20 protein-coding genes are annotated in these 26,184 nt (G+C 43.3%); 8 read left to right on the top strand and 12 right to left on the bottom strand.

The window, feature by feature from the left end:
- Positions 1 to 88: 88 nt before the first annotated feature.
- Complete coding sequence (gene guaB / locus N480_RS14780; protein ID WP_063373271.1) at positions 89 to 1,558, bottom strand: IMP dehydrogenase; 1,470 nt, start codon at positions 1,556 to 1,558, stop codon at positions 89 to 91.
- Between the two features lie 133 nt (positions 1,559 to 1,691).
- Between guaB and xseA the strand changes: the two genes are divergently transcribed.
- Positions 1,692 to 3,035 (top strand): exodeoxyribonuclease VII large subunit, encoded by a 1,344-nt coding sequence (xseA, locus tag N480_RS14775; RefSeq protein ID WP_063373254.1) that lies wholly within the window; start codon positions 1,692 to 1,694, stop codon positions 3,033 to 3,035.
- An 8-nt stretch (positions 3,036 to 3,043) separates the two neighbouring features.
- Here xseA and N480_RS14770 read toward each other — a convergent pair whose 3' ends face one another.
- The 3 genes from N480_RS14770 to N480_RS14760 form a co-directional block, all read right to left on the bottom strand.
- Positions 3,044 to 3,703, bottom strand: a complete 660-nt coding sequence (locus tag N480_RS14770) for a hypothetical protein (RefSeq protein ID WP_063373253.1) — start codon at positions 3,701 to 3,703, stop codon at positions 3,044 to 3,046.
- A 13-nt stretch (positions 3,704 to 3,716) separates the two neighbouring features.
- Positions 3,717 to 4,538 (bottom strand): serine O-acetyltransferase, encoded by an 822-nt coding sequence (cysE, locus tag N480_RS14765; RefSeq protein WP_063373252.1) that lies wholly within the window; start codon positions 4,536 to 4,538, stop codon positions 3,717 to 3,719.
- A gap of 256 nt (positions 4,539 to 4,794) precedes the next feature.
- A complete protein-coding gene (locus N480_RS14760; RefSeq protein WP_063373251.1) occupies positions 4,795 to 7,674 on the bottom strand; it encodes a M16 family metallopeptidase in 2,880 nt (959 codons plus the stop codon).
- Between the two features lie 291 nt (positions 7,675 to 7,965).
- Here N480_RS14760 and N480_RS14755 point away from each other — a divergent pair, with 291 nt between their 5' ends.
- Positions 7,966 to 8,922 carry a methylenetetrahydrofolate reductase gene (locus N480_RS14755; protein WP_063373250.1) on the top strand — a complete coding sequence of 319 codons (957 nt, stop codon included), beginning with the start codon at positions 7,966 to 7,968 and terminating at the stop codon, positions 8,920 to 8,922.
- A 71-nt stretch (positions 8,923 to 8,993) separates the two neighbouring features.
- Here N480_RS14755 and N480_RS14750 read toward each other — a convergent pair whose 3' ends face one another.
- Positions 8,994 to 11,420 (bottom strand): zinc-dependent metalloprotease, encoded by a 2,427-nt coding sequence (locus N480_RS14750; protein WP_063373249.1) that lies wholly within the window; start codon positions 11,418 to 11,420, stop codon positions 8,994 to 8,996.
- 160 nt (positions 11,421 to 11,580) lie between these two features.
- On the opposite strand from N480_RS14750, the gene N480_RS14745 reads away from it, so the two are divergent.
- A complete protein-coding gene (locus N480_RS14745; RefSeq protein ID WP_063373248.1) occupies positions 11,581 to 12,549 on the top strand; it encodes a class 1 fructose-bisphosphatase in 969 nt (322 codons plus the stop codon).
- Between the two features lie 15 nt (positions 12,550 to 12,564).
- Here N480_RS14745 and N480_RS14740 read toward each other — a convergent pair whose 3' ends face one another.
- Genes N480_RS14740 through N480_RS14725 form a run of 4 tightly spaced genes read right to left on the bottom strand, consistent with a single transcriptional unit; the run spans position 12,565 to position 15,717 of the window.
- Complete coding sequence (locus tag N480_RS14740) at positions 12,565 to 12,882, bottom strand: hypothetical protein (protein WP_063373247.1); 318 nt, start codon at positions 12,880 to 12,882, stop codon at positions 12,565 to 12,567.
- Positions 12,883 to 12,884: 2 nt separating this feature from the next.
- A complete protein-coding gene (locus N480_RS14735) occupies positions 12,885 to 13,691 on the bottom strand; it encodes an ATP-binding cassette domain-containing protein (RefSeq protein WP_063373246.1) in 807 nt (268 codons plus the stop codon).
- Entirely contained in the window at positions 13,688 to 14,629 is a 942-nt protein-coding gene (locus N480_RS14730) for an ABC transporter permease (RefSeq protein ID WP_063373245.1), read from the bottom strand. The genes N480_RS14735 and N480_RS14730 overlap by 4 nt, the downstream gene beginning before the upstream one ends.
- The gene (locus tag N480_RS14725; protein ID WP_231102266.1) at positions 14,626 to 15,717 is read right to left on the bottom strand and encodes a substrate-binding domain-containing protein; all 1,092 of its coding nucleotides are present in this window, start codon (positions 15,715 to 15,717) and stop codon (positions 14,626 to 14,628) included. Before N480_RS14725 ends, N480_RS14730 begins: the two co-directional genes overlap by 4 nt.
- A gap of 195 nt (positions 15,718 to 15,912) precedes the next feature.
- Here N480_RS14725 and N480_RS14720 point away from each other — a divergent pair, with 195 nt between their 5' ends.
- Positions 15,913 to 17,100 carry an ROK family transcriptional regulator gene (locus N480_RS14720; protein WP_063373243.1) on the top strand — a complete coding sequence of 396 codons (1,188 nt, stop codon included), beginning with the start codon at positions 15,913 to 15,915 and terminating at the stop codon, positions 17,098 to 17,100.
- Between the two features lie 11 nt (positions 17,101 to 17,111).
- Here the strand turns inward: N480_RS14720 and N480_RS14715 are convergent, their stop codons facing one another.
- On the bottom strand, positions 17,112 to 17,951 hold the full coding sequence (locus N480_RS14715) for a sulfurtransferase (RefSeq protein WP_063373242.1): 840 nt from the start codon (positions 17,949 to 17,951) through the stop codon (positions 17,112 to 17,114).
- Between the two features lie 89 nt (positions 17,952 to 18,040).
- On the opposite strand from N480_RS14715, the gene N480_RS14710 reads away from it, so the two are divergent.
- Entirely contained in the window at positions 18,041 to 19,057 is a 1,017-nt protein-coding gene (locus tag N480_RS14710; RefSeq protein ID WP_063373241.1) for a glycosyltransferase family 9 protein, read from the top strand.
- Here N480_RS14710 and N480_RS14705 read toward each other — a convergent pair.
- Positions 19,054 to 21,366 (bottom strand): EAL domain-containing protein, encoded by a 2,313-nt coding sequence (locus tag N480_RS14705; RefSeq protein ID WP_063373240.1) that lies wholly within the window; start codon positions 21,364 to 21,366, stop codon positions 19,054 to 19,056. The genes N480_RS14710 and N480_RS14705 overlap by 4 nt on opposite strands.
- 492 nt (positions 21,367 to 21,858) lie before the next feature.
- Entirely contained in the window at positions 21,859 to 22,959 is a 1,101-nt protein-coding gene (locus N480_RS14700; RefSeq protein ID WP_063373239.1) for a phosphoribosylaminoimidazolesuccinocarboxamide synthase, read from the bottom strand.
- Between the two features lie 195 nt (positions 22,960 to 23,154).
- Between N480_RS14700 and N480_RS14695 the strand changes: the two genes are divergently transcribed.
- From N480_RS14695 to N480_RS14685, 3 genes are read left to right on the top strand one after another with little or no spacing between them, the layout of a single operon-like run.
- Complete coding sequence (locus tag N480_RS14695; protein WP_063373238.1) at positions 23,155 to 23,841, top strand: ABC transporter ATP-binding protein; 687 nt, start codon at positions 23,155 to 23,157, stop codon at positions 23,839 to 23,841.
- Positions 23,838 to 25,211 carry an ABC transporter permease gene (locus tag N480_RS14690; protein WP_063373237.1) on the top strand — a complete coding sequence of 458 codons (1,374 nt, stop codon included), beginning with the start codon at positions 23,838 to 23,840 and terminating at the stop codon, positions 25,209 to 25,211. The genes N480_RS14695 and N480_RS14690 overlap by 4 nt, the downstream gene beginning before the upstream one ends.
- Positions 25,212 to 25,263: 52 nt before the next feature.
- Positions 25,264 to 25,722 (top strand): DUF3299 domain-containing protein, encoded by a 459-nt coding sequence (locus tag N480_RS14685; RefSeq protein ID WP_231101543.1) that lies wholly within the window; start codon positions 25,264 to 25,266, stop codon positions 25,720 to 25,722.
- Positions 25,723 to 26,184 lie beyond the last annotated feature (462 nt).

The raw sequence follows: 26,184 nt of genomic DNA, 5'->3' as shown, positions 1-26,184 counted from the left end.
AGCACAGCTAACCTGCTTTACCAGAATTAAAAAGGGCTAGCTGCTGCTAGCCCTAACAATTTTGCGGGCTCAACGCGCGTTGGCCAGCTTAACCTAAGCGATAGTTAGGCGCTTCTTTAGTGATCTGTACGTCGTGAACGTGAGACTCACCCATACCTGCTGACGTTACACGTACAAACTCAGGCTTAATATTTAGCTCTGCAATTGTTGCGCAACCAGTTAAACCCATTGCACTGCGAATGCCGCCGATTTGCTGGTGAATAATTGCTGCAATTGGACCTTTGTAAGCAACACGGCCTTCAATACCCTCTGGTACTAGCTTGTCTGCTTGGTTGCTCTTCTGGAAATAACGGTCTGAAGAACCTTCTTTTTGATTCATTGCCCCCAGAGAGCCCATACCGCGGTATGACTTGTAGTAACGGCCTTGGTAAAGCTCAACTTCACCTGGAGACTCTTCAGTACCCGCAAGCATTGAGCCCACCATCACACACGCTGCACCAGCAACTAATGCTTTGACAATATCACCTGAGAAACGGATACCGCCATCTGCAATAACTGGCACATCGCGATCTTTTAGCGCTTCAACAGCGTCTGAAATGGCTGTAATTTGCGGTACACCACAACCAGTTACAATACGCGTAGTACAAATTGAGCCTGGGCCAATACCCACTTTAACGGCATCTGCACCCGCATCTGCAAGTGCTAGTGCACCTGCTCCAGTTGCTACGTTACCAGCAACAATCTGTAACTCTGGGTATGCTGCGCGCGTTTCTTTTACGCGGTCAATAACTCCCTGAGAGTGACCATGCGATGTATCGATAAGTAAGATATCAACACCCGCTTCAACCAATGCAGCAATACGCTCATCAGTACCAGCACCAACACCGACAGCGGCACCTACACGAAGACGACCTTGCGCATCTTTACATGCATTCGGTTTTTCTTGTGCTTTTTGATAATCTTTAACTGTGATCATGCCTTTAAGTGCAAACGCATCGTCAACCACTAGGATTTTCTCGATACGGTGCTCGTGCATTAGGCCTAGAATCTCTTCACGACCAGCGCCTTCTTTTACAGTCACAAGATCCGCTTTTTTAGTCATAACAGACGAAACTGGTTTATCTAATTGCGTTTCAAAACGCATGTCACGGCTAGTCACGATACCTTCTAGTTGGTTATCAGTACCAACAACAGGGAAACCTGAAAAACCTTTTTCGTCAGCAAGTGCGATAGTTTCTGCAATTGTTTTATCCGCTGTTACAGTAACAGGGAATGTAACAATACCAGCTTCATACGTTTTAACTTTACGTACGTTATCTGCTTGCTCTTCGATGGTCATGTTTTTGTGGATAAAGCCAATGCCGCCTTCTTGCGCAAGGGCAATCGCTAAGCGCGCTTCTGTAACTGTGTCCATTGACGCAGAAACAAGTGGCAGGTTAAGCTCGATATTACGCGTTAGACGTGTTTTTAAACTCGCCGTGTGCGGTAGAACAGTTGAATGAGCGGGTACTAATAGTACGTCGTCAAAAGTTAGGGCTTCTTTTGCAATTCTTAGCATGTGTGCGGCTTCTCTCAAGTGAATTCTGAGTATAAGGAATTGCGTGCGCATTTTATCAGCGTTCCTTATGCGAGTAAACAAAATTTAGCAAAAAATATGGTAAAGTGTCTGTGAATTTTTTATGGAGTTAGGTATGTCATTGCCACAAAACAACAAAGTTTATACCGTTTCGCGCCTAAATCGCGAAATTCGCAGTATATTAGAGCAAGGCTTTGCGTCACTTGAATTAACCGGCGAAATTTCAAACTTTGTCGCGCCAGCGTCTGGGCACTGGTATTTTTCACTCAAAGATGAAAAAGCGCAGATTAAAGCTGCCATGTGGCGCGGCAATAACCGTTATTGCAAATATCGCCCAGAAAATGGCACGCAAGTACAAGTTAAAGCCCGAGTGTCGGTGTACGAACCGCGCGGTGACTATCAACTTATTGTTGAGCACATGGCACCTGCGGGTGAGGGGTTGCTTAAGCAAAGGTTCGAAGCATTACAAATGCAACTAGCCGCAGAAGGCCTTTTTAGCAGCCACCATAAAAAGCCCCTTCCCCATGCTATCAATCGCATTGGTGTTGTAACTTCTGCAACAGGGGCTGCAATCAAAGATATCCTTTCTGTGCTCAAGCGCCGTGCCCCCCAATTAGAAGTGCTGATTTATCCAACGTTGGTGCAAGGGCAAGAGGCTGCTGCGCAAATTGCTGAGAAAATTGCGCTAGCAAACAGGCGCAACGAAGTAGACGTGCTCATCGTTGGGCGAGGCGGCGGTTCATTAGAAGACTTATGGAGCTTCAACGAAGAGGTTGTTGCGCGTGCTATTTATGCCAGCGAACTGCCAATCATCAGCGCAGTAGGCCATGAGATAGATACGACTATCAGTGATTATGTGGCCGATATGCGTGCCGCGACGCCATCGGCAGCGGCAGAATTAGTCAGCCCCGATAGCAGCGAACTGATTGCATTTGTAAAAGACCGAAAGCACCGTCTTGTTCAAGCTTTCAATCGCAAAATACTCAGTGAACAGCAGCATATTGCGCGTTTGCAGCAGCGCTTAGGGTTACAGCACCCGAAAAGTCAGCTAATGCAACAAATGCAGCGTGTTGATGAGCTACAGCAAAGATTAACGCGCGCTTTTCAGTATCAACAACACAAGCATCACAACGGCGTCAATGTACTCCATCAAAGGTTACTGCAATTCCATCCAGAAAAGCGCCTTAGCATGGCTAAGTCTAAACTTGAGCAGCTTGAGGTCGCCTTGAAAAATAGCATGGATAACCACCAGCAAAAGCGCCAGAATCGACTTGCTCTATTGGCGGCTAGACTTGATAGTGTAAGCCCCTTAGCCGTGCTATCTCGTGGCTATAGCATTACACAAATTAACCAGCATGTATTGACCACGGTGGCAGATGCAAAATCCGGAGAAACGCTCACCACACAATTGAGCGACGGCCAAATTCACTCAACAATTACCAGTATTAAATCAAAATAATCGCGTAACTAGTATTCACGCTGAAGCTCAGTACTGTGCTTTAAACTGAGATGCACTTGCATTGATGGACCATTCTGAACCGCAGTAATGGTCTTAAATTGGCGCATCCAAGGCATTTTAATTAAGGCGTTATAAACATCCTGCCAATGCTTATTGCCGTCCTCCAACGTAAACGCCTGAAAGCTCAATTGGCATACATGCGTTTTACATGCAACCTGTTGCATATTAACGACTTCATGCAACTCCGCTACATACAGAAAATCTGCCGCCTGAATTTCAACTTCACTGGCCCACAACTCATCTCGCTCTTGGTATACAAAAATATTTTGCAGCTTAGCTGCGATATTGCCTGTTGGCTGAGTTTGATGAGCTTGCATCTGCAGCCTTTTTATCTGCGCACGCAAGCCGGCATTTTCTTGTTCGAGCGTTAACAAGGGGGCTTCATGTACTGGAGAGGGGCGGCTGTCGGAAACTTGCTCAGGCCCAGACAATTCGGGCTCTTCGGCTCCGATAACTTCTGCGCTGTTTAGTTGCCTTTGCTGAGCGTCAAAATCTGATAGGCCAGTATTTGCGTCGGATTCCTTTGCACGGATACGCTCGTGATATCCATTTGCGACGAATATACCCAGGCAAAATGCGCCAGTTACCATACATAATTGGCGGAGCATATATAACCTCTAGTTAGAGCATGGCGCTGGTATGAGAATCGTTGATACGGCTGATTGCATCATCTAAGAAGTTTTGATCCATGCTTTCAGCAGGACATGGGCAGTTCGGTTTACCAACGACTTTAGCTGGGACACCGACAACAGTGGTATGAGGAGCAACCGCTTTTAAAACAACAGAACCTGCACCAATACGCGCACCTTCTCCCACCTCAATATTACCTAATACTTTAGCGCCAGCACCGATTAAGACGCCCGCTCTAATTTTCGGGTGGCGGTCACCTTGTTCGTTACCAGTACCACCTAAAGTGACAGATTGTAGAATAGAAACATTGTCTTCTATAACAGCAGTTTCACCGATGACTATACCAGTCGCATGGTCAAGCATAATACCATGACCGACTTTACAAGCAGGATGGATGTCAACACCAAATACCTCAGAGGTGCGACTTTGTACGAAACGGGCGAGCTCTTTACGCTGTTGTCGCCACAGGCAGTAAGCGAGGCGGTGTGCTTGTAATGCATGGAAACCCTTAAGATTTAGTATCACGTTAAGATAACTATCGGCAGCAGGGTCTCGATCTTTAACAGCTTTTATATCATGCGCCACATGGGTCAGCATTCGGTCACAATCGACAAACGCCTGATCAAACAACTCTCGAATGGTAAACGCAGATACCACAGCATCAGCTAGCTTATTGGCCACAATAAAGCTTAAGGCGGCACCTAAGCATTCATGGTTTAACACACTCGAGTAGACATGACTTGCCAATAGCGGCTCACGTTTAACCAATTCTTGTGCTTCATCTCTTAGTTGCTGCCAAATTTCGTGTCTCATAATTACCACATGTCTATCGTTAACGACCTAATACTTATCTTAACGCGCATCTTCTCGAATGCGCACTACTGTCAAGGAATTTTATCGTTATTAAATATAACTTAAGGTTCCTATAATGATGTATTTATAATCATAAACCAAGCATCTGGCTACAAAATAAGTACATTCAGTGAATTTCTCGGGTATTGAAGGGATGTGTTGACTAGCAAAAATGAGAACACCCCGCATAGCGAGGCGTTCTCTTACTCATAAGCGATTATTGAAATAAATCATCCGCCTTGATTACTTCAATGTTGTTAGCTGGTACAGATAGCTTGTAGCCTTCAACTATCTTATCTTCATCTAACAAAGCCTGCGGTTTACTTACATTGTATTTTAGCGGCGACACTTGCTCATTCGCTAGACGCTGTTTCATATCTTCACCATCGCCAGTGACAAATACGTAGTGCATGTTGTCTGTTTGTAGATTTTCACGAATGACGCGATTAACATCTTCTAAGCTCAAAGATGCCAATTGAGCGCGAACTAAATTAACAAACTCCTCAGTCTTGTAGAATTGACTATCAAGCGCATAACCTAGCTGTCTATCTTGACTTGCAACAAGTTGAGGTACGTAGTTATTTAGGAAGTTACGCGTCGCTTCAAAGTCTTTTTCTGTCATGCCCTGGCTGATCAGCTTATCCAACTCATACACGGCTACACGTGTTGCGAAATGCGCATCATTATTCGAGCGAAGTGGGCGTAACCAAACTTGGAAGATCTGCTCTGAACGGCCTAAGTTTGCATCTGGCATGGTCTGGAACATACCGCGAGGAAAATACTCAATATATGCGTAATCACCATAATTCATACCACGGGTTTGACGAATACGGTCAAACAAAAACGCCCCCGAGTTACGATGTTCACCAAAATACGAACGTACTAACCACAGTGCTGTCCAGTCTTTACTGCTGCGAATGGTATCAATTGGGAAGCCAAAAGAAACCGCCGTAGACTTTGCACTTTTCTCCACAACCGTTGCATGAATGCCTTCCAATTTAGGGGCATCGTCAACATTGAGGCGCTTTTGCTCGCCTTTAGGTAGTTTAGTTAAATCTCTAATCAGCTGTGCTTTAAGTTCGTTATTGAGTGCACCGGTAAGCCCAACATTCAGCTTAGCTTGTGTAAACTGACTCTGATAAAAGTCTTTAACATCGTCCAGTGTAAGTGCCTCTAAATCAGATAAATCGCCTAGGTTTAAGCTCTCATATACATGACCTTGATAAAGTCGGTGATAGAGTACTTCTTTGCCTAGCTCTTCATCATTAGATGATTTCAAACCCGACTTAATACCATCTATCATCTCTTTTTTCAGACGATTAAAGTCATCTTCTCTGAAGCCTGGGTTTAATAACTGCTCCCCCACCAATGCATACCACTGGTCGGCGTTATCCTTATGCACGCGACCACGTAAAGAGATCATCTCTTTGTCTACCTGATGAGACAAACTTCCAGCTAATGGGTAGAGGGCCTTTTGAATTTCTTTGTAAGACTTGGTTGCACTGCCCCCCTTTGCCAACATTGCAGCAGTTAATGCGGCAAGGCCTTTTTTCCCTTCAGGATCCGCTGCAGCACCGGTATAAAATAACCAGTTTACGTCCACCAGTGGAGAGTTTGACGTTTTGTCGAGTACAGTAAAATATTGCTTGGCTGGTTTGCCCATCTTCTCAGCTAAGGCATCAAGCCCAACTTCTTGCTCAAAGCCTTCAATTGTTTCAAGCGCTGACATTGTCACTGTATTTCTGCCGCTATCAACAAAGTATTGATTTGCAATCTTACGGATGTCTTCAGGTGTGATTGTATCAGCTGTCGCGTACATTTGATTAATCACTTCTGGGTCGCGTTCGAAGTGGACATAGCTTGCCAATGTGGATGCGATGGCTTTTGAGGAGTCCATACTATTTGCAAAGCTGTAACGCTGATTTGATTTAAGTGCTGCAAGCTTTTCAGCATCGACCAGCTCAGTACGCGCACTCGCATACGTGCGATTTACAGCATCGCGCACTGCAGCCAAATCTTTCTCATCTTCAACTTTTACGAATACGTGTAATAAGCCAGGATCTTTCGTTTCGGCATTGTAAGTAATAAGTTGGGTCGCAATTTGTTTATCTACTACAAGCTCTTGGTAAAGCTTTGAGTTTTCTGAAAAATAAAGCTCTGAAATCAAGTCAACCGCAGCGCGATCTTTTTTACTTGGCTGCCAAGCAGGGCCTTTATATGAGACCAGCAACCAATGACCTGGTTGTCCCTCGTTGACGACATGTTTATATTTTGCTGCTTGTTGTTTTGGCTCCACAGGGATATCGGCTTGGTAGTCACCGCGCTGCCACTCACCCCAGTGTTTTTTTACCATATCAACCGTTACTTGTGGTTCCACATCACCCACGATGATAATCGTTGCATACTCAGGCTTGTAAAATCGTTCAAAAAATAGGTCCGCATAGGCCATTTGATCTGGCATTGCTTCAATATCTTCAAAGAACCCCATCGTAGTATGCTTATATGTGTGCTCTTCATATGCGTTATCACGAACTGCACTGAGTAATTTGCGTAAAGGATTAGCATTGTTTTTCAGATACTCCCCTTTCACAGTCAGCGCTTCTGTACGGAACTGCTCTTCACTAAAGTGTAAATTTTGAAAAATATCAGCCTGTATTTCCAACACCTTGTCTAAGTGCTCTTTGGAAAAACTCAGGTAGTAATTCGTGTAATCATTCGTGGTGTATGCACGGTTATCAACACCGGAATTCTTGATTATGTCTTTATAAATTTGCTCGGGGTATTTTTTCGATCCTTTGAACATCATATGTTCAAAGAAATGTGCGAAGCCCGTTTTACCCTCTTCTATCTCATTTCTTGAACCAACCGACACAGGGATCTGCAGTGACACAACATCTGGGTAATCGGTTTTAACCACCATAACTCGTAAGCCATTATCTAACTCTTCTAATACATAGTCATGGGAAAATACTTTGTCATTCGCTTGTTGGGTTGCAGCGGTGCTCTGTTGAGCCGATGAGAGTGTGGCTTTGTTAGATGCACAACCAGCCAGTGCTAACGTCACCGCTAGACTGGTCGCTAAAAGCTTATATTTCATATGTGTCCCTAGTCTTTATCTTGATGTTTTTTATACACGCAATTTTGTGAGCGCTTGTCAGTGACACAATTATGCATTAATGCCTCAATAAATCTGCATTATCACGACAAAAACTCAAAAATAACCAAAAATTCTAAGTACTGAAAAGACAAGCACAAAATAGCACTACGACACCTCAATATGAATTTAATTCAAGTTAATTGAATTTCTTTCATTAATAAAAATCTATCTAGACGTCTAAATGGCTGCTATATTTACACGAGAAACTACGAATTGGCAGGAATGAGGACCATGGCATTATCGCTGCAAGAGAAAATCTTAGACCCGAATCAAGGGGTATATTTAATCGGAACCACACCGCCAAAGCAGGGGACCGATAAAGAACAAGTACAAACCATTGCCACTAAGCTATTGAATCGATTACATGAAATCGAATATGACGGTGTTGTTATTTACGATATTCAAGATGAAAGTAGCCGCACGGATGTGCCTCGCCCATTTCCATTTAAGCAGACTGTTGACCCTTGTGAATATAGCCAAGTAGTTAGCGAATTGTCTAAATTAGATGTCATTACTTATAAAAGTGTTGCGCAAAGAGATCAAAGTGAATTTACCCAATGGTTGCATAAAACAAAACAAGATTTTGGATTGAGTAACCTAGTACTTGTCGGTAGCCCATCGTCAAAAGGGGACATTAAGCTAAGTTTGCCAGATGCCTACCAAACGTTGCGTGACCATCAAGATGATTTCTTTCTTGGCGGTGTAACGATAGCCGAGCGTCATGCCAGTAAACGCAATGAGCATGAACGCTTAATTGACAAAACGACACAAGGGTGCGAGTTCTTCATTTCTCAAGCTGTGTATGACGCGCAAGCAACCATAGATTTGCTAACTAGCTATGCGCGTACATGTCGCCAGCAAGGCATCGAACCTAAACGTATTATTTTAACTTTTACACCCTGCGGTGGTGAGAAAACTTTGCAGTTTATGCAGTGGCTCGGCATTTCAGTTCCAGAAGCAACCAAGTGGCGTATGCTAGATTCAGACAATACATTGAAAGAGTCGATTAAGATCTGCCGTGAAAATTTGGATTTAATCTTACGCAGTTGCGCTCAGCTTGATGTGCCCCTTGGGCTAAACATTGAAAGCTTAACCAATCGTAAAGAAGAAATTGATGCCGCGATTAATTTATATCGATTATTGAAAGCGACCATGGAATTGAAATTGGCTGAAAAGCAAATCGCTTAAATGGTAATAGGCTCCAGAATTCGTAGTAAAAAGCCCCTTCATTGGGGCTTTTTTATAGCTTAAGACCCGTCCTAAATAGGAGAACCTGGCGGCATTGAAAGCGGTTTAAAGCTCTCTGGCCACTTGCCTCGTTTTAAGAAATATTGAATATGCTCCCCTAAATACTGCTCAAAGGCCTTCGATATGTCAGTGCTCGAGAACATAGACTGTTCAGTATACTCATCAGCTACTTGCTGCAAGTAATAACGTAACTGTGCTTGAACTTCTGGGTCAACTTTTGAACTGGCACTAAGCGTAGCCATTCTATGTGCCGTTAAATATTGAACTCGCTCGTTCAATTTTTTTGCCATTGGAGCGCTCGCTGTAGATTTGAACACGGTTTTGTGTAACTTAGTCAACAATTCATTACTACCAAGATACTTGGTGTTTCTTGCATATTGCTGAGCCACACGATTCAATCGCTCTGCATTTAACAACAGATCCAGTGTATGTGAACTTGCCATTTCAGGTAAAGCCATCGCATCCAACGGCAAGCCTGTTCGACCATGTACACTCTCACGGTTACGAGATTCACCATACGCTTTAGGTGGTATAACAGAAAGTACTGACTCAGGAATAGCCAATGCTTCAGGCGTTAACGTTTCTAGAAGCGCATTCAATGCATCAGCCTGTTCTGACTTCGCCACAACTTCAGCACCTTTCAATGGTCCCTCTCCACGTACCTCGTAGTGATAATCAACTCCACCGATAAGCTTAACAACAGACTCAACTTGATAGCGGTGGAACAGGTAAAGTGGTACAAGCTTCTCTTCAAGTTGAGATAACGCAACCCCATTTTGAATGTTGTTTATACCAAATTGCGCTAGCGCTTGTTTGCGAATACCCAACACTCTGCGCAGCTCTGTGGCAGGATCTGCGCCATTATCCCAAAGGTGGGCACTCGGGTGCGCCCCGCCTTTCGGTCTCGCATCGGCATCAGATATATACCCGAGGCCAAGATCTTTGGTTTCCTGAATAACGCCACTGAGCGCTTCGGCTTCATTGGTCGCTGAGAAATCACTGTAGCCATACTTTACAGCTTGAATATCCCAAGCCCCCATGCCTTTCGCATAACCTTCACTTACATCCAGCTTGCCTTGCGCATCAAACTTTACCAAGGGGTGTGGATAGTCCATCACAGAAGCTCGCTCATCTCCGGAAGCCGCAAAGTTGTGCGCAATACCCAAAGTATGTCCTATTTCATGGGCACTGAGCTGACGAATACGGTCCAACGCCATATCATGAAGTCGCTGAGTTACCTCATCGCCTTTCATAAAGGGCGCAGCCAGAGCCTCTGCAATAAGAATATCTTGGCGCACACGAAGCGACCCTAAAGTCACGTGGCCTTTAATAATTTCACCACTGCGCGGGTCTACCACAGATGCACCATAAGACCATCCGCGAGTTGCCCTGTGAACCCACTGGATCACGTTGTAGCGCACATCCATTGGGTCAGCATGCTCGGGCAACATTTTAACCTGAAATGCATCTCGATAGCCCGCAGCCTCAAAGGCTTGCTCCCACCAGCGAGCCCCATCAAGTAAAGCCGTTCTTACGGGCTCTGGTACACCGGGGTCTAAATAATAGACGATCGGTTTTACTGCTTCGGATACTTTTGCCGTTGGATCTTTCTTTTCTAGACGATGGCGCGGGATATATCGTACATACATAGACTCACCCAGTGGTGCAGAATAGTCTTTGTGCTCAATACTCCAAAAACCAGATTGAGGGTGGAACTGACGCGGCGTGTAGTTTTCATCTGGCAATGCAATTAACGAGTGCCTTTGGTGTACAGTAATCGCATAAGGGTCGGCAGCTGCTTGACGCACATATTTTCCGGGGTCTTTTCCTTTAAAGGTAAGTACCGCTTCTAACTCAGTATTGTTCACAAAAGCTTTTGAGCGCTGCGAATATACCGCACTGCGATTTTTATCGAGGCTATAACTGCCCTGTTTAGTGGCTTTTAAACGGCGGCTTACACCATGCACGTCCGACAACAAATAAGGGGTGTAATCAATCAGTACACTGTCCGAGTCTTCCGCGACAACCTTAAAGCCATGCAAAATACTTGAAGCAAACGCTTCTTTCACACTTTGTTGCTCTGCATTGTTATCTGCACTAGCACGGTAGTAAGTGTTGTTGGCGCGAAGCATGACTTTATCACCAAATCGTTCAAACTGAACAAGGTGCGTGCCACCTAGCTGACCTCTATCTAATCCAATGTCATTTGAACCAACCCCATAAGGCAAACTATGCTGTAATAAGAAAGGCTGTGAAAGTTTATCTACATCTAGGTATATTTTGCCGCTGCTTTTGTCGCTGTAAAACGAATAATAGCCTGGAAAATGATTAAACTTATCAGTAAATTCGTCTATGGACTTAATTGCTGCCTGAGCATGCGTTATCATAGGCAGTAACAAAGTCGAAACGAGATAAGGTGTCATACGTCTCTTTATCATAATTGTGTCTTTGTTATTTCATGTTTTGTGATTGTTTTTTACCTAGTATATAAAATTGTATACAAAAAACAGTGAATCAAGACGAAATTCAGCGCAGCCTGCAGTGACTCTCTCACATACACTTCACTGCGGCCCGACAAACGTTATCAGGATTTAAAATATGCGTAGATTACCGCCGGTGTTATTTGAAGATGGGTGTTCTAGAGAATTAGTTTCTCTGATCCGTACTATCTTAGCCGCTTGTAAAGAAATCTCTTTTCGCGTAGGACAAGGTGCACTTTCTGGTGTATTGGGTTCAACTTTGGATGAAAATATTCAAGGCGAAACGCAAAAGAAGTTAGATGTACTTTCCAATCAGCTAATTAAAGACATCTTGCTTGAGTCAGGCTATGTTAAAGCCATTGCCTCAGAAGAAGAAGATTACACAGTAGCGGGTAATCCAGATGCAAAATTTATTGTCTCGTTTGATCCACTAGATGGCTCTTCAAACACCGATATTAATTCTTTGGTTGGCACCATCTTCTCAATTATGGAAGCACCTGAAGGCTCGGACGCAGCAGATCCAGCCATCTTTATGCAACCAGGCAAAAACCAAATTGCCGCAGGATATGTATTATATGGCCCTTCAACTACATTGGCGCTGACCACAGGTAAAGGCACTCGTATTTTCACTTTAGACAAGACCCATGGCAGCTTCCTGTTAACCGAGGACTTTGCAAAAATCCCTGAAGATACACAAGAATTCGCAATTAATGCGTCTAACCAGCGCCACTGGCAACCTGCAATGAAAAACTATATTGCTGATTTACTAGCGGGCAGCGATGGGCCACGTGAGAAAAACTTCAACATGCGCTGGATAGCGGCGATGGTTGGAGACGTGCACCGCGTATTGTGTCGCGGAGGACTATTTACCTACCCTGCAGATACCAAAAACCCGGAAAAACCGTACAAGCTGAGGTTGCTTTATGAAGCAAACCCGATGGCAATGCTTGTTGAGCAAGCTGGTGGCCTAGCTCACACAGGGGAAGCGCGTATTCTGGACATTGAACCACAGGAAATCCACCAGCGTGTTGCGGTCATCTTAGGTTCTAAGAACGAAGTGGAAGCTTGTTTGACATACCACAAATAACAACCACCAATTAGGTCAATCTAGCAATGCTAATAGCCGTGCTATTTTGGCCTTATCCAATCCGCCCATTAAACCGGGCTCAGACAATGCGTATAAACTTCCCTCTATTGCGTCTACCTGAAAGTCTTCACGTTGCAATAAAATTGTTGCCCAAAACTCAAGCTCATCCAAGCTTAACTCGTCGTTTAAAACTTGTTGCAACACCGTTTTAAACATTGGCAGCGTTACCTGAATTGAACCACAGCCATCTGCTGTTGTTGCCAAGACAGCGATCGCTTCGCTCTTGTTCACGGTACAACGTGCAAATGCACTTAGTGCCTCAAAGTACTCCATAATTAACTCTTGTATTCGCTGAATTGATTAGCTGAAACACCATCGCATTGTTTACCACTCATCAACGCGAGTAGCTCTAGTTGCGTAACTTCTTTGACTGCAATGTCAGCGACCGTTTGGCCTTGATATAATACCACAGCCCGATCACATAACTTAGCCACTTGCCCTAAATTATGGCTGATCAGGACAATAGTAGCACCCTGAGAGCTCAATAGGCGTATTAGCCGAATCACTTGGTTACACTGCTCACTTCCCAATGCAGCTGTAGGCTCATCCATCACAATGATATTCGCACCAGCATTCACAGCACGGATCAAAGCCACAATTTGTTGCTGCCCACCAGAAAGCATCGATACGGGTAATTGTAACTCAATTCCCTCACCTCCCAAGCGCCGTAACAACTTGTTAGCTCGCATTTCCATTGCTTTTTTATCTAACCAACCAAGGCGATTTAACAGGGTATTACTGTGCATTATTTCCCTATTTAAAAACAAGTTCTCAACCACACTCATTTCTTTTATCAACGCTAAATCTTGATAAACCACTGATATCCCCAAGTTTTGTGCTTTAATTGGGGAGTTAATTACTTGCTTGGTGCCGTTTATCAGGATCTCACCGCGAGTAGGTAGTAACTTTCCAGCAAGGCAATTGACGAGTGTTGACTTTCCTGCACCATTGTCGCCTAGCAGAGCGACAACTTCCCCTCTATTCGCAGTAAAGCTGATGCCTCGGAGGACATGTGAATCCTCAAAATATTTGTGCAAATCCACTACCTGCAAAGCAATTTGATCTAACGCAGTACGTATCATTGCTTACGAGCCCTAAAAGTAATACCAACTGCGACAATAAGGATCACTCCTTTCATCATCATCTGAACATCGCTGGAGAAACCCGACAAAATCAAACCGTTATTCAAAATACCAATGAGCCAAACGCCCAACACCGTTCCCCAAATACTGACTTTCCCCCCCAGTAAACTGCACCCACCTATCGCAATGGCGGCTAACACCGTTATTAGCTCAGACTCACCCAATGTGTAACGCGCACTTTGCATTCTGCCTGCGTACAGCAGCCCAGCGAGAGCCGCCAAAAAACCAGACAGGGACATTGCAATGATACGTACCTTGATTGTATTGACACCCATAGCCCGAGCCGCAGTTACGTTTGCGCCGGTCGCCAATAAATGTCTACCTAGTTGTACATAATTAAACACACAATAAACACTCACAGCGATACCCAAAACCCATAGTAACAGCGTAGGCACCCCCCAAATGCTGCCACCACCAAAGAGGGCCAAAAACGGTTTATTTAAAATGGGAATTGATTCAAGCCCTGATAGGTAACGCACAAAACCATTCAGAAAGACCATAGTACCCAAAGTGATAATCAATGAAGGTACTGCCAAACGCAGCGAAAGGTAGCCATTAAACGCGCCTATCGCCCCACCTAAACTCAAAGCAACCACTGAGGCAATGACCACACCATACTCAGGTAACAACAATGCGGCTATCAAGCCTGATAAAGCCACTACAGCACCAATAGAAAGGTCAAGTTGACCAGCTGACAACGCGACATTCAACGCAATAGCCATGACCACAATAGGTGCGGTTTGACGCACAATATTAAGCCAATTCTCTACTGAGAAAAATGCACTGCTGTGTAAAACAAAAGTAAAAACAACCACAGTCAGTACAAAGGTGTAATATACCAACGTATTTGCCGTCACCTGTGCACTCAACTTCATCATTCCGGCACCTTTACCTGTTCGCTCTGCTTCAATACTTGTTGCAGCAACTTAGGTAACTCGGTTGCGAAAGCTATTTGCCAAGATGCCGCAATATTTTCTCGTGTCACGGTGTTAAAGTGAACTTGCGTATAAAGCGGGGTATCTAAACCAATGGCCGCTCCGGCACCAATCCTTGCCATTAATTTTCCCATCTCATTCGGCCTATCGGAAACTGTACCAAACATATTTCCACCCAGTGCCATATCAATTAAATTGTTGACTCCCAAGTCATGAGTGATCACTTTCGTGTCTTTATGGCCACTTATACGCAGTGCCTCAATGACACCTTCTGCAGCAGCATCCCAAGATACATATATTGCATCGATATCGTGGTGTTGAATCATCATTGCAGCTGCAAGCTGAGCTGTTTGATTTTTTTTAACAAATCCTTTTTCACTCACAATTTTAATATCTGGAAAACGCTTTAGCGCTTTTCTAAATGCGCTATCGCGATGGTTTGTTATAGGGTAATTAGCTTCATGGTAAATCACCCCAACTCGACCTTTATCAAATAGAGCTTTAGCAACCAATTGCGCTGCGGCCTCTCCCATCCCTTTCACATCGTCTTTGACGATACCAGCAAAGTCGGCACCGTGACTAAAGCCTGAAATTGGGTTGCTAAGCAGCACAAGTTTCGTTCCTGACTTAATCAGTTGTAAATAACTTGGCTTTGTGCTCAAACTATCGACACTCAGAGAAAGCAAAATATCGGGCTTTAATGCTGTTAAAGTCTCTAAGTCAGAAACTTGTTTAGCTGGATCATAGTGTGCCTCGGTCACAGCAATGACATTGATACCCAAGCGTTTAAATTCTGCTTTCGCACCTTTAGTAACAGCACTTATCCAAGGACTGGAGCCATGCCACGCCATTGCTGCACTTAATCTTGCACCTTGTACATTTGCGGACTGTTCAGGCGTCAATGTGTACGTTGTTGATGAATGACCCAAAACAGAAAAACAAAGTGCACCCACCCATAAACTTAGCCAAGTCGTTTTAATAATAATTTTTTGCTGCATTGTGGTAGGTAGATTAGACCCTTTCCTTGACACACAATGTTCCTTTAATAAATCCTAATTTAGTACATTTAATCAGCGGCACTCTATTTGTCAATTAATTTTACTTAACTACAGCAAGATGGCAGGTATGATTGAGCGAGATAAACTATTCGATATTTTTCATATGTGTAATAAGATAGATATCTTTCAAATTTCAAAGTCGTATTAGACAAGCTCGGGAGAAGTATATTGAAGGGGTTAAATGCTAAACAAAATAAAGCCGCTAATTTACGTTTAGTATTATCGCAAGTAGTCACGTTAGGCCCTATCTCTCGTGCCGAAATCGCACGTAACACCCAACTCACAAAACAAACGATTACCAATATGGTTGAGGACTTACTGAGTGTAAACCTCATAGAAGAAGTTGGAGTTAAACGTTCAGAAGGAGCCGGTAAACCTTCAAAAATGCTATGTCTGAATAAAAAAGCCTGTTACACATTAGCTGTGCGCATTTCACCTGAAATGCTTGAACTTGGCCTGTACTATGTAAATGGTGAGTGCCTCTCGAAAATAACACACCACACAGATACTGCTTGGCATGTCGATGACATTGCAAATGAAGCTTTGAAGCTAATACAAGCAGAAAACCTCAATCATCACTCAGTACTTGCAGCTGGACTATCTATTCAAACAGGGCGAGGAGATACGTTATTTCAATACCAAACGAATAAACGTCTACAAACCGAATTAAGCCAAAGGCTCGAGATGCCCGTCGCGGTAGAAACAACCGCGTCTGCATGTGCTGCTTACCAAATGTTATTTGGTGAGGCTAAAACGCTTCATAACTTCATATACATTCATCTTGGTAATAAAGTTGAAGCTGCAGTAGTTTATGACAGACAAATTATGCTCGGAACGAATGGAATAACAGGTGCTTTGGGTGATATTTTTGTCACCCCCGAAAGCAGTAAACCCACAGGGGAACTGGGCACGTTGAACGAGTTTGCATCCCTTACTTCTCTTAAGAAATACCTTGAAAAAAATGACAAAAAACCGCTTGCTTCCATTAAACACTTAAACCCCAATAATCACGTCGCAAGTAAAAATTGGCTATCGCAAGCAACAGAACCATTGCGCATTGCGATTCATACCTTAGAGTCCATTCTCAACACCCAGACGATTATTCTGGGAGGAGACATAGGGGAGCCATGCTTAGACTTCTTGATTTCTCAGCTCAGACCTTTTATTCCCTCCATTTCACAGCTGGGAAAAAGAGATATCGTGCGTCTCATCAAAGTGCCCAATAACGACTCTGTGCCAATGGCTGGCATATCAACTTTGCCTTTGCATGCCGCGTTAAATGATAAAAACATGCAAACGCTTTATACCACCCCCGCTTCCTTACAAAGCAAAGTACAACAATTGATATATATGTAACCCACTCTTACCTAGCGCTCACAAACCGTAATCGGATAGTCAGCGAGTTGGCCCCACTCACTCCAAGAGCCATCATACACTTGTAGGTTTGAGTAGCCGCATTCTAAAGCGACCAAAGCCAATATACAGGCCGTTACTCCCGAGCCACAGCTAAACTGTAATGTCTTGATTGTTTCATTCACACCCAAGCTCTCAAGTAATTGTGCCAATTCAGGTAGGGGTTTCAATAAGCCTTGCTCGGTCAATACATTGGTATAAGGTAAATTAACACTCTGAGGAATATGCCCACTTCGCATGCCTGCTCTAGGTTCGCTTACTATACCCTTGAAACGCTGTTGCCCTCGAGCGTCCAACAGCAAGACATCTTGGTGAGGTATACATGCCAATACCTGCTGTTTATCAATAAAATATTGCTCTCGAGGCATTACTGTAAAATTGCCAACCTGCTTCACAGTTGAATATTCAGATGCTGTCTCATAACTCAAAGCCATCCACTGCTTTAATCCACCATCAAGAATGAAAACTCGATCGAACCCCATCGCTTTAAACATCCACCAAGCTCGAGCAGCACTAAATAACCCCTTGTCATCATATACCACAACCGTGTCTGTACCATCGATCCCTAACTGGCGCATTTCGGCTTGAAAGACGTGTTCTGAGCACATCATATTTGGCAAATTTGAGTATTCGTCACTTAAATTTTTGCTAATATCAAAGCGCAGTGCGGTAGGGATAATTGCAGGTGGGCTATAATTGCCCTTTTCTCCAGGTTTGACTATCCCCGCATCGAGCACAATTACATTTGCTAGGTTTTCAAACAACCATTGACAGCTTTTTATATTTTTTGTCATAGTCAGACACTTATTTCATTGATTCTAGTTAATTTCTAAAACGCGTAGCGTTATACTAGATAGGATAAATTTGTATCTCAAGTTAATGTATGGGTAATAAAGTAATTGTTTCAAATCGACTAGATGGGGCTGTATTAGCTATCTTACCTAAGTTTATCGGCGATGCTATCAATACACTGCCGGCTTTAGCATTACTGAAGCAACTCTACCCAACGCAACGTATCTGTATTCTCGTCAGGCCGCATCTGACCGAAATATTCTCACGCGCAAGTCAATATGGACTCGAGATCATATCTGATGATCGCCATTGCCGTAAAAAACATCGCGGCCTTTATGGTATGGCCAGCCAGCTTAAACATCAAAACTTTGCATTAGCTGTTTTATTTCGTGGTTCACTCACCGACGCTGTCTTGGCAAAACTAGCAGGTATAAAAAATGTGATCGGCTACGCTCAAAACGCACGCCGACCATTTTTAAGCCATGCTTTTAAATTAGACCAATGCCACCATTATATCTATCGCTACTGTAAGCTGGTCAATGATGCACATGGCAGGCCTTTTACACATTTCAGTTCGCCAAAGCTTACAGCTCAACCATCAACACTAACGCTATCTGAGACCCAATGTAATGTTGCGCTCTACTTGGGTGGAAAGGTGAAAGGAACTCGATATTACCCAGAGCATCTGGCAATACAGGTTGTTCAGCACATTTCCACCCTCAAAAATATTAATATTTTTCTGTTGGGTGATCAGTCTGAACAATCTGATATGGCGTCCCTATCTTCTCTGGCGCTTAGGAAAAACGTTACCGTACACAATTTAGCCGGCAGCATGAGTTTAGCAGAACTCGTAGATAATATTGGTGCAATGGATGCCATTGTTTCGATTGATTCTGGACCAATGCATATCGCATCAGCTTGTGACGTCCCATGTGTCGCCATCGTGGGGCACGGAACTTCACCATGGTCCCTTGTAGCTCCTAAAACAGACAAACTGATTGCTTTAACTCACCAGTCTACATCGCTCAATGAGTTAGATATGATACAAGATGTATCCCCTGAAAAGATTTACCATGCATTAAGCACACTATTGTCTGAGCACTGTTAGCCTGCTTTATGATATTGCCCTAACCATTGTGTTAAATCATTGGCTTTTAATGGCCTGCTTAAGTAGTACCCTTGGGCATAATCACACTTCATTTCATCAAGTAGCTGCAATGAGTCTGCATCTTCCACCCCTTCAGCAACAACCGAAAAACCTAATTGATGACCTAAGCTGATAGTAGAGCGCACAATGCACTGGTCTTGATGGGATGCTGCCAACTTAAGAATAAAGACCTTATCCAATTTCAATTCATCGATAGGCAGCATTTTCAGTCGCCCAAGAGAAGTCTGCCCAACCCCATAATCATCTAAAGAAATATGAACACCAAGTTCTTTTAATGCCAGCAGCGCAGCAATCCCTTTTTCTTCATTTTCAATCATGTCTCGCTCAGTTAACTCAATCGTGATTAAGCCCGGCGCAACTGAAAACTCACTTAGCACACTTTGCAAGTGGGGAATGAAGTCTACATCTGCAATATCTTGCGCTGAGACATTAATAGCCGCCTTCATGGTGACACCCTGCGCTTCCCAATGCGCAATTTGGGATACCACCGTTTTTAATACCCATTGAGTTAAGTCTACAATCAATCCTGATTGCTCTGCTAAATCAATAAACAGCTCTGGTGACACCCAGTCACCACTTTTTCGTTTCCAGCGTATTAATGACTCAACCTTATCAACCATACCCGAACGCATATTTAGTTTAGGTTGATAAGTCATGAACAACTGACCATCATCGTCGACTAGTGCCTGCTTCAACTCATCAATAATTTCTAATCTTTCTAAGTAGGCTTCATCTTCACCCGTTTGGTAAAAGTAGACATCCTCTACCCCATGTGCAGCATTATCGGCAGCTATCAGCGCACGACGGATACTGTCATCCGCATTGTCTGCTTGCTCTGGGCTGTGCACGACACCAACACTAAAGCGCAAACTAATCTCAAAGCTATGTATGGTATAGCTTTTACTGAGCTCGCTTAGGAAACTATCAACACAATTTTCCATCGTCGAATCAGGCTTGGCTTGCAATACGGTTAAGAACTCATCACCACCTAGACGAATATTCAGCCCTTCGAAACTAGACGTTACAATCTCAATCCGCTTAGCAACTGCCTCGATGCAGCTATCCCCAATGCGTGGGCCAAGTTTATCGTTAATATGCCTTAGCCCCTTAATATCAAGTGCTAACAGATAGTAAACCTGATCTGTCGACACCAAAGCATCCAAAATTGGTAATGCAGAGGTTCGATTATAAAACCCCGTCAACGAATCGTGACTTGCCTGGTACCGGATCTGTTTCTCACGCGCCTGAATATCATCTCCCATTTCATGAAAAGCGTCGACCAACTGACAGATCTCTTCTGTCGGTCGCGATTCATGAATTTCGGCGTTGTAATCACCTTTGGCAAACCGCCTAGCCATTACCGTTAACTGCTGTAACGGTGTTGCCAAGTTTTTGGCTAAAAAGCCACTGGCGAGAAAGCCAAACAACATTGTAATACAAGACAGAAATACAATCGTCAGTACCAATTGATCAAACTCTTCGTACTCACTTCTCAAATCAGCGCTTAAAATTAGGCTCACAGGCACTTGAGACAAAGACGGCAATGCAACTTCCGCATTAATATACAAAGGATACTCACCAAACCACCTACTAATTTTTTGTTCATGTAAATAGGCGAACAAATCTCTGTCTTCGGGCAACTGAATAGAGCTCGCTTTCATCTTTTCACCAAGACTAATAAAGCTCATTTCCATGCCCGTGAGCCCTTTCAATTGCTCTGCGATTGGTTCATCGACGACAAAGCCAACAATCGTGAATGCAATGGTTCTAGGGGCTTTTACAGGTAGAATAATTGCTTGATAGAGTTTTTTATCAAGCACCAAAAAAGCTGAGCGTTCTTCATGCGCCAGCAGTTCTTTTACTAGCGGCCGCATATCTTGAGGTAAGACTAATTGGTTTTGGTTGGTCGAAATTAATTTGCCACGCATATCCAGCAGTAGCATCAACTCTGCATTAATACGCTGGCTATGATTGTACAGTACACTGCTAATCGTAGAGGCATCTCTTGTTGCAACAGCTTGTTTAAAGCCAAAGTCTTGCGTCAACACTGATGCGGCAGTAACGAGCAATCGCTCTCTGGCAACTAAATATTGTTGATATACGCTCTGTGCTTTTTGAATGTCTTGTTGGACTTGACGCTCTTTAAATTGGCTTGTTGACCACCAAAAGCCCGCCAAACTAGCAATCGCGGTAATTAATACCAAACCAACACACAGCACTATAATGCGATTTTTAAAACTCGTGCCCATAGCGATCCTTTAACACTACAATTATTCAGTTCAAGCTGAAACCGGAGAACTCCGGCTAAACAGCAACAACTTACTGTAACCAACCCTATGATTATTCGATTTTGTACTACTAAACGCATGCCCTTAATGACAGACCTTGCCGGCGGGCATTTAATTTCAGCATCAATAAAATCAATCAAAAAACTTTATGCTTTTACACCTCAGGAGCGAACGGTGCACTTTATAAGCTATTGCTTATAATATAGAAAAGATAAAACGACGCTACCTATATCAAAGAAAAGAGAGTGAAAAATTGAATGGCGTTGTAATAGTTACACTATTATTTTTCACACCTAGCAGGTAACAACATTGAGACCTTTCCGTTCAAACCTAGTGAACGCGCATGTATTTATACTAAGTAAAAGTGACTTAGGGAGGAAATGCAAGGAATTCACGTCGCAATGCCTAACAATCCTGTAAATAACTGACTGCTAGGCATTTTAGTGAGTTTGCTTAATCGATAAGACCGTATTCTTGGTCTAAGATTGCAATAACTTCCGCACGAGGGTCTTGTGGAATAGTGAGAGACTGGCCAACTATTTTACTCGCTATACCAACGTAAGTTTCAGATACTGACATCATCACGTCTTGCGGCAGTTTGTATGACTCTGCAAGCGCTTCTCTTTCTGGCATACGATCTTTGTTCAGCAACACATCACTATCTGGAACGTTGTTAATCAATAACTGACGGAAACCCTCTTTAGAGTTTTCGACAATTTTGCCATCTCTGTATGCTGGTCCATCCCAAATACGAGATGAATCAGGCGTACCAACTTCATCAATATAAATAAGGCGCGAAGAACCATCAGCATCTTCTACATAACCAAACTCAAACTTCGTATCCACGAAGATTTGGTCTAATTTGCTCAGCTGCGCTGAAATCAAATTAAATCCTTCGCTGAGTAGCTGCTCGTAGCGGGCAACGTCATCTTCAGATTTAAAGTTAAACGCCTCTAAGTTATCTGTGATATTGCTGCGGGTGATATTTACATCATCCACTTCTGGTACCCCGTCAACGCCAGATATAATTCCCTTTGTAGATGGCGTGATAAGTACATCATTCAGTTTCTGATGTGCCTCAAGGCCTTCAGGTAAGTTAATACCACAAAACTCTCTTACACCTTTGCCATAGTCACGCCACATACTGCCTGTTATATATTGACGAGCAATCGCTTCTACACGCACTGTACTTGCTTTTCTCACAATCCACACATAAGGGTGAGGAATATCGACAATATGATTTCCAGCAAGGCCTGATTCATCAAATAATTTAAACCAATGAGCGGCGACACTATTTAATGCGATGCCTTTTCCTGGCACACCGTTTAATCCATTTTCACCTTGCCAAATACAATCGAATGCTGAAATACGATCTGAAATAACCATGATCGCAAGCTCAGTTCCCTTGGGAACATCATAACCTTTTTCTTCGATTAATCTGGCGCTGTCTTGGTCGGTTAACCAATAAACCGAACGTACTTTACCACTGTGAACTGCACCTTTGGTGCGTATTGGTAGATCGTCATTGACGTCTAAAACTTTGTAGCTACTCATTGTATCTCCATAGAGAACGGCTGCGTCTTGCTAAAGGACGCAAAATACAGAGGGGGTTAGAGGGGTGTATAATAGTCGAGCGCAACAAAAATCACAATTGTTTACCGCATTACAACGCAAACCGAGCGAAACTTAGTTTAGCAAGGTTCTGTTCTGAGATAACATAATTAAAACTCGGTACAAAGAGATGTTTAAATGATCCAAATTTCAGATCTGATTTTCAGCTGGCCGGGCCAGCCTCTAGCTACACTGCATATAAGTAACTTGCACATAGCAAAAGGAGAAAAACTATTTCTTCATGGTCCAAGTGGAAGTGGCAAGTCCACATTGCTTGGCCTTTTAGCTGGAATTCAAACGGCGCAGCAAGGTAATATCACAATATTAGGGCAAGACTTGGGTCAGCTCAGTGATGCCAATCGAGACAAATTCAGAGCAGACCATATTGGTACTATATTCCAAAATTTCAATTTACTACCCTATTTGAGCCCAGTTGAAAATGTCATTTTAGGGTGTAACTTTTCAGACCGCAGAACTGCAACCTTAAAGTCCGCAAATAGTACAGCCAATCAACAAGCAATCACATTACTCGAAGAATTAGGCATTGATGAACTATGCCGCAGCCGTTCAGTAGGTGAGTTAAGTATTGGCCAACAGCAACGTGTTGCAGCTGCTCGTGCATTCATCGGTCAGCCAGAGTTAATTATTGCTGACGAGCCTACTTCAGCTTTAGATGCAGACAATAGAGATGTATTTATAAAACAATTGTTTGAACAAGCTGATCACTACCAAGCTACAGTGTTATTTGTCAGTCACGACAATAGCCTTGCAGATTTATTTGATCGAAAAGTGAGTCTTCAAGAGATCAATGGAGCTTGCCGATGAACCTTATAACGCTCGCATTCAAGAGCATACTAAACCGCAAAGCCAGCGTACTCCTCACCTTATTCACTATTGCCATTAGTGTGATGTTACTTCTTTCAATTGAAAGAGTACGCCAAGAAGCAAAACAAAGCTTTAGCAGTACTATATCAGGGACCGATTTAATTGTTGGCGCTCGTACTGGTGACATACAGCTTTTATTGTCTAGTGTTTTCAGAATTGGGCATGCTAACAACGGGTTATCCTGGCAAAGCTATCAATACATCAAAGATCAACGAGGTGTTGCTTGGACAATCCCTATTAGTCTTGGGGACAGTCATAAAGGGTTTTCAGTACTAGGTAGTGACGAGAACTACTTTCAATATTACCGTTATGGTAAGAAACAAAGCCTAACGTTTACTTACGGCAGAGCCTATCATAATGCACAAGAAGTAGTGATTGGCAGCGAAGTTGCAAAACAACTCCATTATCACGTTGGGCAGCAGATTATTGTCGCACATGGAATGGGAAATACCAGCTTCCATAATCACGATGATAACCCACTCACCATTGTTGGCATTTTAGAACCAACAGGGACACCCGTTGATAAAACTTTACACGTTCCGCTTAAAGCAATAGAACTTATGCATGACTCTGCACATACTAATGACGCACGTATTATAAGCAACGAGCATGAGCATGAGCATGAGCATGAGCATGAGCATGAGCATGAGCATGAGCATGAGCATGAGCATGATAATGTCGAGCACAAACATCACAACCATAAAGCGCATGACTTGAGTGCTTTAGAAAGTGAACCTGGAGATCTAATTGGTCACCCAAAACAACTCACAGCATTTTTAATGGGTTTTGATTCACCACTCTATACGCTTCAAGTCCGCAGAAATATCAATACATATAAGCCAGAGGCACTATCGGCCATTATGCCAGGTGTAACCCTCAGGGAACTATGGGGGATGTTAGATATCGTCGAAAAGATCCTGTTATTGTTTTCAGTTGTTGTGGTATTAATTAGTTTATTAGGTATGCTCACAACACTTCTATCTTCTCTAAGCCAACGTAGAAGAGAACTTGCGATATTGCGCTCTGTTGGTGCAAGACCAAAACATATCTTTTCTTTAATGTGTAGTGAAGCAGTTCTTATTACCGTACTTGGAAGTTTAATTGGAGTAGTACTGTTCTATTTGCTCATGCTGATAGGCCAAGGTGTATTGCAGGCACAATTCGGCATCTCGATCTCTTTATCTCTACTCAGTTACTATGAACTAATGTTACTTGGCGTTATCATGTGCACAGGCGCGGTGATAGGCACAATCCCAGCTATTCGTGCATATTTTTACTCACTCAATGACGGTATGAGTATCAAACTTTAAGAGGTTATTTATGTTTTCAACTCGATTGCTATCGCAGCTCATATCTGTAGCTATGATGATCTTAGTGTCCTTTACAGCCCTAGCGGCTCCCCCTAAAGAAATCTTTTGGGACGACCTCATCCCTACAGGACATGTTCAAATTAGCAACCAAGAAGCAGCCAGCCATGATGGCGATGATAAAAACTGGGTTCAGCCGGATCTCGATGCGCCCGTCGTAAAAAGCCTTGATGGCAAAAGCATTAGCTTACCAGGATTCGTCGTACCACTTGAAGGTGACAGTGAAGTAATTACAGAGTTTTTACTTGTACCTTATTTTGGTGCGTGTATCCATGTACCACCTCCACCACCAAATCAAATTGTGCACGTTAAAATTAAAAATGGAGTGCCTATCGACAGCCTTTACGATGCCATTACAGTTACCGGTACTATAAAAGTGGAGAGCTTTAAGAATGAGCTCGCACAAACAGGGTACACAATGCAAGCTGTAGGCGTCGCACCATTCGAACTATAATCTAACAACGAGGGGGCGACACAGCTCCCTTGACCCCTCCTAAAAAGTATCCTCACGCAATTTAGATATATCCACATATCGACCCTTGCTCGCCACTTTACGTCTTTTCTACTGAGTTAGTTAAGTGTCTTGTTCTAAGAAAGTACAGGCACTTTTACGCAAGATAGGTGCAAAGGGTTAACTAGGTGCAAAGGGTTAACGACAGCGAACGCAGTGAGTGCGTTTCCTTTGCGCAAGGGTGAGGAATGACCGAAACAAAGTTTCGCAGCATGAGGAAGTGAGCGCATGGATGCGCGATGGGACCCTGCTTCAGGGATGAATTAAGTGCAAAAGGTTAACGACAGCGAGCGCAGTGAGTACGTTTCTTTTGCGCAAGGTGAAATAAGCTATTTTAATAACTGATGAAGGATTCGTGACCCAACCATTTCAATTATGAACGACTAAAAATAATGCCGAAAGAGT

The sequence above is a fragment of the Pseudoalteromonas luteoviolacea S2607 genome, assembly GCF_001625575.1.
Taxonomy (GTDB): domain Bacteria; phylum Pseudomonadota; class Gammaproteobacteria; order Enterobacterales; family Alteromonadaceae; genus Pseudoalteromonas; species Pseudoalteromonas luteoviolacea_E.
The sequence above is the reverse complement of the archived record's forward strand: the minus strand, read 5'-3'. Positions and strand labels throughout refer to the sequence as shown.

Excerpts from the sequence above, each read along its gene's own strand:
- N480_RS14735 (WP_063373246.1), bottom strand. The coding sequence starts at position 13,691 with ATGATACGTACTGCGTTAGATCAAATTGCTTTGCAGGTAGTGGATTTG.
- N480_RS14745 (WP_063373248.1), top strand. The coding sequence starts at position 11,581 with ATGCGTAGATTACCGCCGGTGTTATTTGAAGATGGGTGTTCTAGAGAA.
- N480_RS14755 (WP_063373250.1), top strand. The coding sequence starts at position 7,966 with ATGGCATTATCGCTGCAAGAGAAAATCTTAGACCCGAATCAAGGGGTA.
- N480_RS14705 (WP_063373240.1), bottom strand. The coding sequence starts at position 21,366 with ATGGGCACGAGTTTTAAAAATCGCATTATAGTGCTGTGTGTTGGTTTG.
- N480_RS14715 (WP_063373242.1), bottom strand. The coding sequence starts at position 17,951 with ATGACAAAAAATATAAAAAGCTGTCAATGGTTGTTTGAAAACCTAGCA.
- xseA (WP_063373254.1), top strand. The coding sequence starts at position 1,692 with ATGTCATTGCCACAAAACAACAAAGTTTATACCGTTTCGCGCCTAAAT.
- N480_RS14685 (WP_231101543.1), top strand. The coding sequence starts at position 25,264 with ATGATGATCTTAGTGTCCTTTACAGCCCTAGCGGCTCCCCCTAAAGAA.
- N480_RS14740 (WP_063373247.1), bottom strand. The coding sequence starts at position 12,882 with ATGGAGTACTTTGAGGCACTAAGTGCATTTGCACGTTGTACCGTGAAC.
- N480_RS14760 (WP_063373251.1), bottom strand. The coding sequence starts at position 7,674 with ATGAAATATAAGCTTTTAGCGACCAGTCTAGCGGTGACGTTAGCACTG.
- N480_RS14710 (WP_063373241.1), top strand. The coding sequence starts at position 18,041 with ATGGGTAATAAAGTAATTGTTTCAAATCGACTAGATGGGGCTGTATTA.
- N480_RS14695 (WP_063373238.1), top strand. The coding sequence starts at position 23,155 with ATGATCCAAATTTCAGATCTGATTTTCAGCTGGCCGGGCCAGCCTCTA.
- N480_RS14730 (WP_063373245.1), bottom strand. The coding sequence starts at position 14,629 with ATGATGAAGTTGAGTGCACAGGTGACGGCAAATACGTTGGTATATTAC.
- cysE (WP_063373252.1), bottom strand. The coding sequence starts at position 4,538 with ATGAGACACGAAATTTGGCAGCAACTAAGAGATGAAGCACAAGAATTG.
- guaB (WP_063373271.1), bottom strand. The coding sequence starts at position 1,558 with ATGCTAAGAATTGCAAAAGAAGCCCTAACTTTTGACGACGTACTATTA.
- N480_RS14690 (WP_063373237.1), top strand. The coding sequence starts at position 23,838 with ATGAACCTTATAACGCTCGCATTCAAGAGCATACTAAACCGCAAAGCC.
- N480_RS14700 (WP_063373239.1), bottom strand. The coding sequence starts at position 22,959 with ATGAGTAGCTACAAAGTTTTAGACGTCAATGACGATCTACCAATACGC.
- N480_RS14770 (WP_063373253.1), bottom strand. The coding sequence starts at position 3,703 with ATGCTCCGCCAATTATGTATGGTAACTGGCGCATTTTGCCTGGGTATA.
- N480_RS14750 (WP_063373249.1), bottom strand. The coding sequence starts at position 11,420 with ATGATAAAGAGACGTATGACACCTTATCTCGTTTCGACTTTGTTACTG.